Annotated in this window: 11 protein-coding genes; 2 read left to right on the top strand and 9 right to left on the bottom strand. The window is 71.3% G+C overall.

Translation table 11 applies throughout. The annotated features are described in order from the left end of the window. Positions 1–44 precede the first annotated feature (44 nt). The 3 genes from N798_RS16860 to serA all read right to left on the bottom strand — a co-directional run bounded on the left by N798_RS16860 (position 45) and on the right by serA (position 3,708). A complete protein-coding gene (locus tag N798_RS16860; RefSeq protein ID WP_156971792.1) occupies positions 45–1,130 on the bottom strand; it encodes a 3-isopropylmalate dehydrogenase in 1,086 nt (361 codons plus the stop codon). 556 nt (positions 1,131–1,686) lie between these two features. Beyond that, complete coding sequence (locus N798_RS16850; protein ID WP_035950995.1) at positions 1,687–1,962, bottom strand: HU family DNA-binding protein; 276 nt, start codon at positions 1,960–1,962, stop codon at positions 1,687–1,689. 159 nt (positions 1,963–2,121) lie between these two features. Then, positions 2,122–3,708, bottom strand: a complete 1,587-nt coding sequence (gene serA, locus N798_RS16845; RefSeq protein ID WP_035950990.1) for a phosphoglycerate dehydrogenase — start codon at positions 3,706–3,708, stop codon at positions 2,122–2,124. Between the two features lie 383 nt (positions 3,709–4,091). Between serA and N798_RS16840 the strand changes: the two genes are divergently transcribed. Beyond that, entirely contained in the window at positions 4,092–4,511 is a 420-nt protein-coding gene (locus tag N798_RS16840) for a hypothetical protein (protein ID WP_035950986.1), read from the top strand. 150 nt (positions 4,512–4,661) lie between these two features. Here the strand turns inward: N798_RS16840 and ilvC are convergent, their stop codons facing one another. The 5 genes from ilvC to N798_RS16815 form a co-directional block, all read right to left on the bottom strand. Then, positions 4,662–5,741: a ketol-acid reductoisomerase gene (gene ilvC, locus N798_RS16835; RefSeq protein ID WP_268234567.1), complete on the bottom strand. Its 1,080-nt coding sequence runs from the start codon at positions 5,739–5,741 to the stop codon at positions 4,662–4,664. A 32-nt stretch (positions 5,742–5,773) separates the two neighbouring features. Further along, a complete protein-coding gene (ilvN, locus tag N798_RS16830) occupies positions 5,774–6,286 on the bottom strand; it encodes an acetolactate synthase small subunit (RefSeq protein WP_035950980.1) in 513 nt (170 codons plus the stop codon). Next, on the bottom strand, positions 6,286–8,130 hold the full coding sequence (locus tag N798_RS16825; protein ID WP_229708757.1) for an acetolactate synthase large subunit: 1,845 nt from the start codon (positions 8,128–8,130) through the stop codon (positions 6,286–6,288). The genes ilvN and N798_RS16825 overlap by 1 nt, the downstream gene beginning before the upstream one ends. A gap of 358 nt (positions 8,131–8,488) precedes the next feature. Beyond that, positions 8,489–10,189, bottom strand: coding sequence for a dihydroxy-acid dehydratase (gene ilvD / locus N798_RS16820; protein WP_035950974.1), 1,701 nt, complete (start codon positions 10,187–10,189; stop codon positions 8,489–8,491). 43 nt (positions 10,190–10,232) lie between these two features. Continuing rightward, positions 10,233–12,314, bottom strand: a complete 2,082-nt coding sequence (locus N798_RS16815) for an MMPL family transporter (protein WP_084100937.1) — start codon at positions 12,312–12,314, stop codon at positions 10,233–10,235. A gap of 101 nt (positions 12,315–12,415) precedes the next feature. On the opposite strand from N798_RS16815, the gene N798_RS16810 reads away from it, so the two are divergent. Beyond that, complete coding sequence (locus N798_RS16810) at positions 12,416–12,916, top strand: MarR family winged helix-turn-helix transcriptional regulator (protein WP_084100935.1); 501 nt, start codon at positions 12,416–12,418, stop codon at positions 12,914–12,916. Positions 12,917–12,944: 28 nt separating this feature from the next. Here N798_RS16810 and N798_RS16805 read toward each other — a convergent pair whose 3' ends face one another. After that, entirely contained in the window at positions 12,945–13,490 is a 546-nt protein-coding gene (locus N798_RS16805; protein WP_035950971.1) for a SixA phosphatase family protein, read from the bottom strand. Between the last annotated feature and the right edge of the window lie 21 nt (positions 13,491–13,511).

The raw sequence follows: 13,511 nt of genomic DNA, 5'->3' as shown, positions 1-13,511 counted from the left end.
GGTCCTTCCGGGGCGGTACGGGCTCGCTGCGGCTGCAGCCGAGCCTATGACAGGCGTTCGGCGACGGCGTCACCGATGGCGCTCGTCGTGCGTACCGCGCTCCCCCGCTCGGCGAGGTCGGCCGCGACGGCCGCCTCGACCCGCTCCGCCTCGTCGGTCCGACCCAGGTGGTCGAGCAGCATCGCGACCGAGAGGATCGTGGCCGTCGGGTCGGCCTTGCCCTGTCCGGCGATGTCGGGCGCGGAGCCGTGGACCGGCTCGAACATGCTCGGCGCCTCGCCCGACGGGTTGATGTTGCCGCTCGCGGCGAGCCCGATGCCTCCGGCGATGGCGGCGGCGATGTCGGTGATGATGTCGCCGAAGAGGTTGTCGGTGACGATGACGTCGAAGCGCCCGGGGTCGGTCGCGAGGAAGATCGTCGCCGCGTCGACGTGCTGGTAGGCGGTCTCGACCTCGGGGAACTCGGCCCCGACCTCCTCGACCGTGCGGCGCCACAGGTGACCGGCATGGGTGAGGACGTTGTGCTTGTGGACGAGGGTGAGGTGCTTGCGCGGGCGGGCCTGCGCGCGGGCGAAGGCCTCGCGCACGACGCGCTCGACGCCGAAGCGCGTGTTGACGCTCACCTCGGTGGCGATCTCGTGCGGCGTGCCGGTGCGCAGCGAGCCGCCGTTGCCGACGTAGGGGCCCTCGGTGCCCTCGCGGACGACGACGAAGTCGATGCCATCCGGGGCGACGCGCTCGACGGCGAGCGGGCTCTCGACGCCGGGGAAGAGCTTGGCGGGGCGCAGGTTGACGAAGTGGTCGAGCGCGAACCGCAGCGGCAGCAGGATGCCGCGCTCGAGGACGCCGCTCGGGACGCTCGGGTCGCCGATGGCGCCGAGGAGGATCGCGTCGTGGCCGCGCAGCTCGTCGAGGACGCTGTCGGGCAGCGTCTCGCCGGTGGCGTTCCAGCGCTTCGCGCCCAGGTCGTATGCCGTCGAGCTCACCTTCGCGCCGCTGCCGGCGGTGACCGCCTCGAGGACCTTGAGACCCTCGGCGACGACCTCGGGCCCGATGCCGTCTCCGGCGATGACGGCAAGGTCGATGTCGGTCCGGTCGGAGTCGGCGGCACTGCTCTCGGTCATGGTCATCACCCTAGGAAGTCATCTCGCGATCCGGGACATCCGGCTCACCATCCGGACGCGCTCAGAACGACGTAGTGCCCGTTCCGGCCGCTCCACTCGACGCGAGCGTCGCTAGGAAGGGGCCGGAACGGGCACTACGTCGTCGGTGCTGGGGTCAGGCGTCGGTGTGGTCCTGGTCGCGCAGGTCCAGGGACTCCTGCAGTGCCTGACGGGCCTGCTTGGCTTCTTCGCTCATGGAAAACACTCGTCCTTCGACATCTCGTACGTGGGGGTGGGTCGGCTCCAGCCCTGGTGCGGGCGAGCCGGTCAGCGGCGTCGCGGGGTCTCCGCGGCGAGGGTGCTGACTACCGGACCCCGCCGCGGCTGGCGATGAGGAGTACCTGCCGCTGCATGCCTTCGAGGTTATGAGGACGTCCAACTATCCGGAAGGCACTGACCACGCACTGAGACGGCGTCTCAACCCAGCCACCTGCCCCGCGTCCGGAGACCCCCCGGACGCACGGATGCCGTGCCCCCACCGAGGTGGGAGGCACGGCATCCGTCGAGGTCCGAGGACCTCAGCTCACTTGGCCAGCTTGCGCTTGAGCTCGGCCGCCGGCTTGAACGCGGCAGCGGTGCTCGCGGCGATCTCGAGGGCCTCACCCGTCTGCGGGTTGCGGCCGGTGCGGGCCGCGCGCTCACGCGTCTCGAAGATGCCGAAGCCCGGCAGCGACACCTTGTCGCCCGCGACGAGCGCCTCGGTGATGGCGTCGAGGACGGCGCCGATGGCGCGGTCGGCGTCGGCGCCGCTGAGCTCGGTGCTCTCGGCGACCTTGTTCTTGAGGTCCGAACGGTTCACAAACCCTCCTGAGTCTTGGTGCTGTTGACGGGCAACCCTAAGCACAGTCCGGCGTCGAACGCGCAACCGACCCGCGCAGACGTATGCCGTGCGCCCACCTCGGGAGGTGAGCGCACGGCATACGGGGGTTGCGTCAGCGACGCTGTGGCACAGCGGAGCTCAGTCGACGAGGTCCACGGTTCGCACGTCCGCGTCGACCTCGGAAGCAATCGCCTGGACGACGTCGGCGGGGATCTTGTTGTCGACCGTGAGGGCGACGAGCGCGGCCCCGGCGGCGTCGTCTCGGTCGACCTGCATGCCGCCGATGTTGACGTCGGCCTCGCCGAGGAGACGGCCGATGACACCGACGACGCCCGGGCGGTCCTTGTAGGAGAAGAAGGCCATGTGGTCGCTGATCGGCACCTCGAGGTCGAAGCCGTTGATGCCGATGAGCTTCTGGACGAGCTTGGGTCCGGTGAGGGTGCCCGCGACCGAGACCGTCGTGCCGTCGGCGAGCGTGCCGCGCAGCGTCGTGACGTTGCGGAACTCGTCGGAGACCGGGTCGGTGAGCAGGCGGACCTCGCAGCCGCGCTCCTTGGCGAGCAGTGGGGCGTTGACGTAGGTCACCGGGTCCTCGCTGATGTCGGTGAAGACACCCTTGAGCGCCGAGAGCTCCCAGACCGACACGTCGTGCTCGGTGATCTCACCGCGGACGTCGACGTCGAGCTGGACGGGCACCGAGCCGGCGAGGCCGGTGAAGATGCGGCCGAGCTTCTCGACGAGGTCGATGCCGGGGCGGACCTCCTCGGCGACGGCGCCGCCGGAGACGTTGACGGCGTCGGGGACGAGGTCGCCACCGAGGGCGAGGCGCACCGACTTGGCGACGGCGACGCCGGCCTTCTCCTGGGCCTCCTCGGTGGAGGCGCCGAGGTGCGGCGTCACGACGACCGACTCGTGCTCGAAGAGCGGGCTCTCGGTCGTCGGCTCCGTGGCGAAGACGTCGATGCCGGCGCCGGCGACGCGGCCCTCGGCGAGCGCCTCGGCGAGCGCCTCCTCGTCGACGATGCCGCCACGCGCGGCGTTGATGATCCGCACGGTCGGCTTGACCTTGGTGAAGGCGTCCTTGCCGAGGAGGCCGAGGGTCTCGGGCGACTTCGGCAGGTGGACGGTGATGAAGTCGGACTCGGCGAGGAGCTCGTCGAGCGAGACGAGGCGGGCGCCGAGCTGGCCGGCGCGCTGGGCCGAGACATAGGGGTCGTAGGCGAGGATCTCCATGCCGAAGCCCTTGAGCCGCTCGGCGACCAGCTGGCCGATGCGGCCGAAGCCGACGACGCCGACCTTCTTGTCGAGGAGCTCGACACCGCCGTACTTGCTGCGCTTCCACGCGCCTCCCTTGAGGGCCTGGTTGGCCGGGGCGATGTTGCGGGCCGTGGCGAGGAGGAGACCGACGGCGAGCTCGGCGGCGCTCGTGATGTTGGAGGTCGGGGCGTTGACGACCATGACGCCGGCCTGGGTGGCGGCGGGGACGTCGACGTTGTCGAGGCCGACACCGGCGCGGGCGATGACCTTGAGGTTCTTGGCCGCCGCGATGGCCTCGGAGTCCATCTTGGTGGCGGAGCGGATGAGCACGGCGTCGACGTCGGACAGGGCCGGGAGGAGCTGGGAGCGGTCGGAGCCGTCGGTCTGACGGATCTCGAAGTCGGGCCCGAGGGCGTCGATGGTGGCCGGGCTGAGTTCCTCGGCGATCAGGACGATCGGCTTGCTCACGTGGGGTCCTTGGGGGTTGCGGGATGGGTGGTCGGCACCTCGCTGTGCGCAGGCCGAGTCTAGGGCTGCGTTCAGCATGTGGATGGTGCTGCCCGATATGTGACACGACACAGTCCCGACGCGGAGGTGGGCGGTCGCACGTTCGAGGAGTGGCTCGCGACCCAGCCGGTCCCCCTCCCCCGGCGCTTCCACTCGCCGACGTGAGCGACCGCCACGTCGGGCGAGAAGGCAGGCAGCCGACACCGGACTGATACCCGGTCCGGGACGTCGTGTGAGGACCGGTTCTGGCCTGATACCGGGTCCCGCTCCCATGGTCGTGTGCCGCACCCGACCGGGTCGGCTTCCACCGACCGGGAGACCGGTCCCCACCGAAAGGACGCGCCATGCGCCCCACCACCACCACCACCACCCGGCGAGCGGCCACCGCCGTCGCCACCATCGGCCTCGCGAGCCTCGTCACGCTCGCCCCGGCTCAGGCCCGCACCGACCCCGGCACACCTCTGCCCAGCGCGGGGACCCCGGCCGACAGCTCGCGCTTCGACAACGACCGGAGCGGGTCCACGACCCCGTCGGACAGCTCGCTGCACCGGGGCGTCGGAGCGACCAGCGAGGAGAACAGGGTCAGCCGCGAACAGATCGCCCCGAGGGCCGACCTCCCGGGTCCGGCGACGATGATCCGCGTCGACGACGACGCCGTGGAGTACCTCCAGATCGGCCTGGGCGCGCTGACGGGTGTCGCCCTGTTCGGTGCAGCGGCCGCAGCGGTCTCCGCGAGCCACCGCCGCCACGCCCACCCGGCGTGAGCACGCGACGCGAGTCCACGGCATACCGACCACCGCACGACGACGCTCGAAGGCAGGCGCCGAGAGGTCGACAGTGCACGACACGCCGTGCCCCCTCTGGGGACACGGCGTGTCGTCCTACCTCGACCGAGGAGCGGGACGGGCGGGCCGTCAGCGCGCGGCGGAACCCTCGACGTAGTCGCTGTCGGTGTCGCTCTTGACCCACGACATGAGCTTGCGCAGCTCGCGACCGGTGGCCTCGATCGGGTGCTGGGCACCCTTCTCGCGCAGCGCCTTGAACTCGGGCGCGCCGGCGTCCTGGTCGTCGATGAACCGCTTGGCGAACGCGCCGTTCTTGATGTCGGCGAGGACGGCCTGCATGTTCTCCTTGACCGACGGGTCGATGACGCGCGGGCCCGAGACGTAGTCGCCGTACTCCGCCGTGTCGGACACGGACCAGCGCTGCTTGGCGATGCCGCCCTCGATCATGAGGTCGACGATGAGCTTGAGCTCGTGGAGGCACTCGAAGTAGGCGACCTCGGGCTGGTAGCCCGCCTCGACGAGCGTCTCGAACCCATACATGACGAGCTGCGAGGCGCCACCGCAGAGGACGGCCTGCTCGCCGAAGAGGTCGGTCTCGCACTCCTCGGTGAACGTCGTCCGGATGCCGCCGGCGCGCAGGCCGCCGATGGCCTTCGCGTAGGACTTCGCGAGGTCCCAGGCCGAGCCGGACGCGTCCTGCTCGACGGCGACGAGCACGGGCACGCCGCGGCCGTCGACGTACTCACGACGCACGAGGTGACCCGGGCCCTTGGGCGCGACCATGACGACGTCGGCGCCGGGCTCGGGCGTGATGTAGCCGAAGCGGATGTTGAACCCGTGGCCGAAGAGCAGCGCCGCGCCCTCCTTGAGGTTCGGCTTGATCTCTTCGGCGTAGACCGTGCGCTGGACCTGGTCGGGCGTGAGGATGACGACGAGGTCGGCCTCGGCGGTGGCCTCGGCGACCGTCTTGACCGTGAGGCCCTCGGCCTCGGCCTTGGCCTTGCTCTTGGAGCCCTCGGCGAGACCGACGCGGACGTCGACCCCGCTGTCGCGCAGGCTCAGCGCGTGAGCGTGGCCCTGGCTGCCGTACCCGATGACGGCGACCTTGCGCCCCTGGATGATCGACAGGTCGGCGTCGTCGTCGTAGAACATCTCGGCCATGGTTCGGACTTCTCCTTGGGTTGTCGTGCGATGTGGTCTGGAGGGCACCGCGGCGTATGCCGCGTGCTCGGCTTGTGTGGTCAGGCGCCGCGCAGTGCGCGGTCGGTGATGGAGCGGGGGCCGCGACCGATGGCGACGATGCCGGACTGGACGAGCTCGCGCACGCCGTAGGGCTCGAGCACCCCGAGCAGCGCGGTGAGCTTCTCGGCGTGGCCGGTCGCCTCGATCGTCACCGACTCGGTGGCGACGTCGACGACCTTGGCGCGGAAGAGCTGGACGAGCTCGAGCACCTGGCTGCGGGTCGCGGCGTCGGCGCGGACCTTGATGAGCATGACCTGCCGCTGGACCGCCGAGGCGGCGTCGAGCTCGACGACCTTGAGCACCTCGACGAGCTTGTTGAGCTGCTTGGTCACCTGCTCGAGCGGGAGGTCCTCGACGTCGACGACCACGGTGATGCGCGAGATCTCGTCGTGCTCGGTCTGGCCCACGGCGAGGCTGTGGATGTTGAAGCCCCGTCGCGAGAAGAGGCCGGCGATACGGGCGAGGACACCGGGCTTGTTCTCGACGAGCACCGACAGGGTGTGCTGGGACATCACTTGCCACCTTCCTGGTCGGCCGGCTCGCTGTGGTCGGCGTCCTCGTCCTGCGGGATCGCCTCGGACTCCTCGCGGTCCCACTGCGGCGCAGTGTCCTTGGCGACCTGGATCGCGTCGTTGCTCACGCCGGCGGGCACCATCGGCCACACCATCGCGTCTCGGTGGACGACGAAGTCGACGAGCACGGGCCGGTCGTTGATCGCCATCGCCTGGCGGATCGTCTCGTCGACGTCCTCCGGACGCTCGCACCGCAGGCCGGCGCAGCCGTAGGCGTCGGCGAGCTTGACGAAGTCGGGGATGCGCGTGCCGTCGGCCGACGTGTGCAGGTCGGTGTTGGAGTAACGCTCGTTGTAGAAGAGCGACTGCCACTGGCGGACCATGCCGAGGCTGCTGTTGTTGATGACGGCGACCTTGATCGGGATGTTGTTGATGACGCAGGTGGCGAGCTCCTGGTTCGTCATCTGGAAGCAGCCGTCACCGTCGATCGCCCACACCGTGCGGCCGGGCTCGCCGACCTGGGCACCCATGGCGGCGGGCACGGCATACCCCATCGTCCCAAGGCCACCGGAGTTGAGCCAGGCGCGCGGGCGCTCGTACTGGACGAACTGCGCGGCCCACATCTGGTGCTGGCCGACGCCGGCGACGTAGACCGCGTCGGGGCCGACGAGGGCGCTGAGCCGCTCGAGGACGTACTGCGGGGCGAGCGTGCCGCCTTCCGGCTCGGTGTAGCCGACGGGGAAGTCGCGCTTCCAGCCCTGGGTCCGCTCGCGCCACTCGGCGTAGTCGCCGCCGTGGCCCGCGTCGATCTCGCTGTCGACCGACTCGATGAGGTCGACGAGGACGTCCTTGCAGGATCCGACGATCGGCACGTCGGCCTTGCGGTTCTTGGAGATCTCGGCCGGGTCGATGTCGGCGTGGATGACCTTGGCCTCGGGCGCGAACGTCGAGAGCTGACCGGTGACCCGGTCGTCGAAGCGGGCGCCGAGGGTGATGAGCAGGTCGGACTTCTGCAGGGCCGTCACCGCGGCGACTGATCCGTGCATGCCGGGCATGCCGAGGTGGAGCTCGTGGCTGTCGGGGAGGGCGCCGCGGGCCATGAGGGTCGTGACGACGGGGATGCGGGTGAGCTCGACGAACTGGCGCAGCTCCTCGCATGCGTCGGCGCGGATGACGCCGCCACCGACGTAGAGCACCGGGCGCTCGGCGGCCCCGATGAGCTTGGTCGCCTCGCGGATCTGCTTCGCGTGCGGACGCGTCACCGGGTGGTAGCCCGGCAGGTCGATGCGCGGCGGCCACGCGAACGTCGTCTTGGCCTGGAGGGCGTCCTTGCTGATGTCGACGAGCACCGGGCCCGGCCGGCCGGTCGAGGCGATGTGGAACGCCTCGGCGATGACGCGCGGGATCTCGGCGGGGTCGGTGACGAGGTAGTTGTGCTTCGTGATCGGCATCGTGATGCCGCGGATGTCGGCCTCCTGGAAGGCATCCGTGCCGATGGCGGCGCTCGCCACCTGTCCGGTGATGGCGACGATCGGGACCGAGTCCATGTGCGCGTCCGCGAGCGCGGTGACGAGGTTCGTCGCACCGGGACCCGACGTCGCCATGCAGACACCGACCTTGCCCGTGGCGGAGGCGTAGCCCTCGGCGGCATGACCCGCGCCCTGCTCGTGGCGCACGAGGATGTGGCGGACCTTGACCGAGTCGAGGAGCGGGTCGTAGGCGGGCAGGATCGCGCCGCCGGGGATGCCGAAGACCGTGTCGACCTCCATGGACTCGAGCGAGAGGACGAGGCTCTGGGCCCCCGTCACCTGGAGGGGCGCCTTCGCCCGTGCCTGCTGGGCCAGCCGCGCCGGGGAGGGCGCTGCCTGGGTCTCGCTCACGTCGTCACCATCTTCGGTCGGAGTTGTCGTGCGGTTCGTGCGGGCCCGGCTCCCGTGCCCGGCCACAAAAAAACCCTCCCGTCCCCTGCGGTGGGGACGACGGAGGGAGGCGCCTGGCCGGACCTGTCAGGAGGGGCCGGGCGCCGTGGGAAGTACAAGGAGTCGGGACACAGGACGACTCTCTCGCCCGGCCGTGCCTGTGTCAACGTGTGAGACGACACATCCCACCATCCGGGCACTTCCCCCTCCGACTGGGTGCGATGCCGGGACGGCGAGCGCCCCGAGCGGTCCCGGCATCGCATGACGTCGGCGGTGTGCCGGGTCAGTCGCAGACTGCGCCTCGGCTCGCCGAGCCGACGAGCTTGCGGTACTTCGCGAGGACGCCGCGGGTGTACTTCGGCTCCGGGTGCGTCACGCCCTCGGAGCGGCGGCGGGCGAGCTCGTCGTCGTCGACGAGCAGGTCGAGCGTGCCGTTCGCGACGTCGAGGCGGATGCCGTCACCGTCGCGGACGAAGGCGATCGGGCCCTCGTCGACCGCCTCCGGGGCGACGTGCCCCACGCAGAGACCGGTCGTGCCACCGGAGAAGCGGCCGTCGGTGAGGAGGAGGACGTCCTTGCCCAGCCCGGCGCCCTTGATCGCGCCGGTCACGGCGAGCATCTCGCGCATGCCCGGGCCGCCCTTGGGCCCCTCGTAGCGGATGACGACGACGTCCTTGGGCCGCAGGCTGCCCTGCTCGACCGCGTCCATCGCGGCGCGCTCGCCGTCGAAGACGCGCGCGGTGCCCTCGAAGACGTCGGTGTCGAAGCCGGCGGACTTGACGACCGCTCCCTCCGGCGCGAGCGACCCGCTGAGGATCGTCAGGCCGCCGGTGCGGTGGATGGGCTCGGCCATGGCGCGCACGACGTGGCCGTCGGGGTCCGGCGGGCGGATGTCGGCGAGGTTCTCGGCGACGGTGCGGCCGGTGACGGTGAGGGCGTCGCCGTGGAGGAGGCCGGCGTCGAGCAGCGCCTTCATGACGACCGGGACGCCGCCGACGCGGTCGATGTCGGTCATGACGAACTGGCCGAAGGGCTTGACGTCGGCGAGGTGCGGCACCCGCGAGCCGATGCGCTGGAAGTCGCCGATGGTGAGGTCGACCTCGGCCTCGTGCGCGATGGCGAGGAGGTGGAGGACGGCGTTGGTCGAGCCGCCGAAGGCCATGACGACGGCGATGGCGTTCTCGAAGGCCTCCTTGGTCATGATCTGTCGGGCGGTGATCCCCTTGCGGAGCAGCTCGACGACGGCCTCGCCGGACTTGCGGGCGAAGCCGTCACGGCGGCGGTCGGTCGCCGGGGGCGCCGCCGAGCCGGGCAGCGACATGCCCATGGCCTCTGCGACCGAGGCCATGGTGTTGGCGGTGTACATGCCACCGCAGGCGCCCTCGCCGGGACAGATGGCGCGCTCGATGGCGTCGACGTCCTCGCGCGACATCTTGCCCGCGGCGCAGGCGCCGACCGCCTCGAAGGCGTCGATGATCGTCACGGTCTTCTCGGACCCGTCGGAGAGCTTCGCGATCCCGGGAAGGATCGAGCCGGCATACAGGAAGACCGACGAGAGGTCGAGGCGCGCGGCGGCCATGAGCATGCCCGGCAGCGACTTGTCGCAGCCGGCGAGCAGGACCGAGCCGTCGAGGCGCTCGGCGTTCATGACCGTCTCGACCGAGTCGGCGATGATCTCGCGCGACACCAGCGAGAAGTGCATGCCCTCGTGACCCATCGAGATGCCGTCGGAGACCGAGATCGTGCCGAACTCGAGGGGGTAGCCGCCGCCGGAGTGCACGCCGTCCTTGACCGCCTTCGCGAGCCGGTCGAGCGAGAGGTTGCAGGGCGTGATCTCGTTCCACGAGCTGGCCACCCCGACCTGTGGCTTGACCCAGTCGTCGTCACCCATGCCGACGGCCCGGAGCATGCCGCGTGCCGCGGTCTTCTCGAGGCCGTCGGTGACGTCGCGTGAACGGGGCTTGATGTCGGGCGCGTCGCTCATGCGGCAACTCTAGGACGCGCGTCCACGGGGTGGGACGCCGATCTCACCTCTCGGCCAGGGCGAGGTCGGGCTCGCCGCTGGCGTCGCGCTGCTCGGAACGGGCTGGCGCCTCGCCGACACGGCGCGGCCACCAGAAGCGGTGCCCGAGGACGAGAGCGATCGCGGGGACGAGGACCGTGCGGACGACGAGGGTGTCGAGGAGCACACCGACGCAGATGACGACGCCGAGCTGGGCGAGGACGACGAGCGGCAGGACGCCGAGGACTGCGAAAACCGCGGCGAGGAGGATGCCCGCGCTCGTGATCACGCCTCCCGTGGCCGCGAGGGCGCGAAGCATGCCCTCGCGGGGCCCGTGCGTGCGGCCCTCCTCGGCGGCACGGGTGACGAGGAAGATGTTGTAGTCGACGCCGAGGGCGACGAGGAAGACGAAGGCGAAGAGCGGGACGCTGTTGTCGAGGCGCTCGAAACCGAACACCTGGGTGAAGAGCACCCACGAGATGCCGAGGCTCGCGAGGTAGGTCGCGACGACGGTGCCGACGAGGACGACCGGGGCGACGACCGAGCGCAGCAGAGCGCCGAGGGCGAGCAGGACGAGCCCGAGGATGAGCGGGAAGATCAGCACGCGGTCACGGCTGGTCGACTCGGACTCGTCGATGGCCTCGGCGTCGGTCCCGCCGACGTGGGTCTCGCCGAGGTCGGCGACCGCGGCCCGGATGTCGCGGACCGACTGCTCGGCGGCATCCGAGCCCGGGTCCGACTCGAGGACGGCCTGGACCTCGCTCACCCCACCTGCGCTCGCGACGACCCGGGTCGACGCCACGCCCTCGACGCCCTTGACGGTGGAGTCGAGGGTGCTCGCCTCGACGCCGCGGGAGACGACGATGACGGGGTCGGCCGAGCCCGCGGGGAACGACTCGGCGAGCCGCTCCCCCGCTGCGATCGCCTCGGGCTTCTCGAGGAACTGGTCGGGTCCGTCGAGCCCGGTGCGGATCTGGGTCAGGCCCGCCGCCGCGAGGGCGAGGAGGACGACGGTGACGCCGGCGAAGCGGGCGGGGTGGCGGCTCACCGCGTCACCGACGCGGCGCCACAGCGAGCGAGAGTCGGCGAGGCTCGCCTGACCGGTGCGCGGCACCTTGGGCCAGAAGATCCAGCGGCCGAAGACGACGAGTGCGGCGGGCAGGACGACGAGGACGAACCCTGCCGCGACGACGACACCGACGGCACAGGCGAGGCCGAGGCCCCTGGTCGTCGGGAAGACGGACAGGAGGAGCGTGAGCAGGCCGAGGACGACGGTGGTGGCGCTGGAGAGCACGGCCTCCGAGGTGCGGGCGAGGGCGTGCGCCATCGCCTCGCGACGGTCCTCGATGACCCGCAGCTCGTCGCGGTAGCGCGAGATGAGCAGGAGCGCGTAGTCGGTGCCCGCACCGAAGACGAGCACCGAGAGGATGCCGATCGTCGACTCGTCCCACTGGACGTCGAAGGCCGCGAGGGTGCGGGTGGCCAGGGTCGCGGCGAGCTGGTCGGCCACGCCGACGACGGTGAGGGGCACGAGCCAGAGCACGGGGCTGCGGTAGGTGACGATGAGAAGGAGGGCCACGACCGAGGCGGTCGCCGCCAGCAGGCGGAAGTTCGCGCCGTCGAAGACCGCGCCGAGGTCGGCCTGGATGGCGGACGGTCCGGTCACCTGGGCGGTCACACCGTCGGGCAGGTCGGCCTTCGCCGCCGTGCGCAGGTCGGCGACGACATCGATGTTCTCGTTGTTGTCCTGTGCCGCGACCGGCACGACGACGATGGCGGCCGTGCCGTCATCGGCCACGACCGGCGGGGCGCCCGTGGCCCCCGGCAGCCCGCGCGCGATCCGCTGCACCGCGCCGAGCTGCTCCTGGTTGAGGGCCGAGTCGCTGCTGAAGAGCACGACGGCGGCCGAGCCCTGGTCCTCGGGGAGCTGGTCCCGCAGCTCGGCCGCGGCCCGGCTGTCCGACCCGAGCGGAAGCATGACGTTGGCCGTCGGGCCCCGCTCCGCCTGGCCGACGACGCCGATGACGGCGCCGGCTCCGAGCAGGGCGAGGAGGGCGACGATGCCGGCGACCCAACGCCGGGTGACGAGTGCAGAGAACGCGCGCATGGCCGTCCTTCGATAGAGTAGTTCGGTCAGTAACTCATCAAGTTACTAAGTAGGTGAGCGATATTATCGAACGTCGAGACGCGTCGACAACCCGCCATCCGGTGTCGACCGGCGACGCCGGCGTCCGTGGGGGACCAACGCCCGAGGAGCGCACGACCGCGCGGTCGGTCGCGCCGGCATACGAGCACTCCCCCTCGCTCGAGGCGCTCGAGGAGCTCGTCGCGCTCGCCGCGCAGACGCCGCAGGCGGTGGCGCGACGCGGTGGGCTGTCGGTCTCCGAGCTGCACTCCCTGCGCCACCTCTCCTCGACGCCGATGGGCCCGGTCGAGCTGGCCCGGGTCCTCGGCGTGACGTCGGCCGCCTCGTCGGGCGTCGTGGACCGCCTCGTCGCGCGCGGCCACGCCGAGCGCCGCCCACGCGCGGACGACGGCAGGCGCACCGAGGTCGTCGTCACCGAGTCCGGGCGCCGTGAGATCTTCGCGCTCCTCGCACCGATGTTCACCTCGCTCGCCGAGACCGACAACGCCCTCACGGATCAGGAGCGGGTCGTCGTCGAGCGCTACCTGCGCGGCGCCATCGCCGCCCTGCGCTCGGTGATGTGACGCTCCCGCAGGTTCAGAGCCGCCGGCGTCAGCCCTCGGCCGGCTCGCGCTCGGCGCGGGCGACGTGGAAGCGGTCGAGCCGCGCGACACCCGGGGCGAGGTCGCCCCATCGGCCCGAGAACCGCAGGACGGCCACCCCGGCGGTCGGGTAACCGCGGCTCATGAGCTCGTGCGCCTGCTCGCTGCCGTCGCCCTCGGCGAGGATCGACGCGAGCGCCGGGATGCCCGGCGCGTGGCCCACGAGCATGACGACGTTGGCGTCGTCGTCGGCCTCGCGCACGACCTCGAGGAGCCGGTCGGCCGATGCGTCGTAGATCCGGTGCTCCTCGCGGATGTCGGCCTCGGAGCAGCCGGCGCTCCAGATTCCCTCGCACGTCTGCACCGCCCGGACGGCGGTCGAGCAGAACACCTCGTCGACGCCGATCCCCTGGTCGCACAGCCACCGCCCCGCGGCGACCGCGTCGCGCTGGCCGCGGTCGGTGAGCTCGCGCTCGTGGTCCGCGTCGTAGCCACCCTGCTCGGCCTTGGCGTGGCGCACGAGGACGAGCGTCCGGTCCTCAGCAGCGGAGGTCATGACTCGATCTTGCTCCTGCTC

The organism is Knoellia flava TL1 (assembly GCF_000768675.1).
GTDB classification, from domain to species: Bacteria; Actinomycetota; Actinomycetes; order Actinomycetales; family Dermatophilaceae; genus Knoellia; species Knoellia flava.
The sequence above is the reverse complement of the archived record's forward strand: the minus strand, read 5'-3'. Positions and strand labels throughout refer to the sequence as shown.

Excerpts from the sequence above, each read along its gene's own strand:
- N798_RS16860 (WP_156971792.1), bottom strand. The coding sequence starts at position 1,130 with ATGACCATGACCGAGAGCAGTGCCGCCGACTCCGACCGGACCGACATC.
- N798_RS16840 (WP_035950986.1), top strand. The coding sequence starts at position 4,092 with ATGCGCCCCACCACCACCACCACCACCCGGCGAGCGGCCACCGCCGTC.
- ilvN (WP_035950980.1), bottom strand. The coding sequence starts at position 6,286 with ATGTCCCAGCACACCCTGTCGGTGCTCGTCGAGAACAAGCCCGGTGTC.
- ilvD (WP_035950974.1), bottom strand. The coding sequence starts at position 10,189 with ATGAGCGACGCGCCCGACATCAAGCCCCGTTCACGCGACGTCACCGAC.
- N798_RS16815 (WP_084100937.1), bottom strand. The coding sequence starts at position 12,314 with ATGCGCGCGTTCTCTGCACTCGTCACCCGGCGTTGGGTCGCCGGCATC.
- N798_RS16805 (WP_035950971.1), bottom strand. The coding sequence starts at position 13,490 with ATGACCTCCGCTGCTGAGGACCGGACGCTCGTCCTCGTGCGCCACGCC.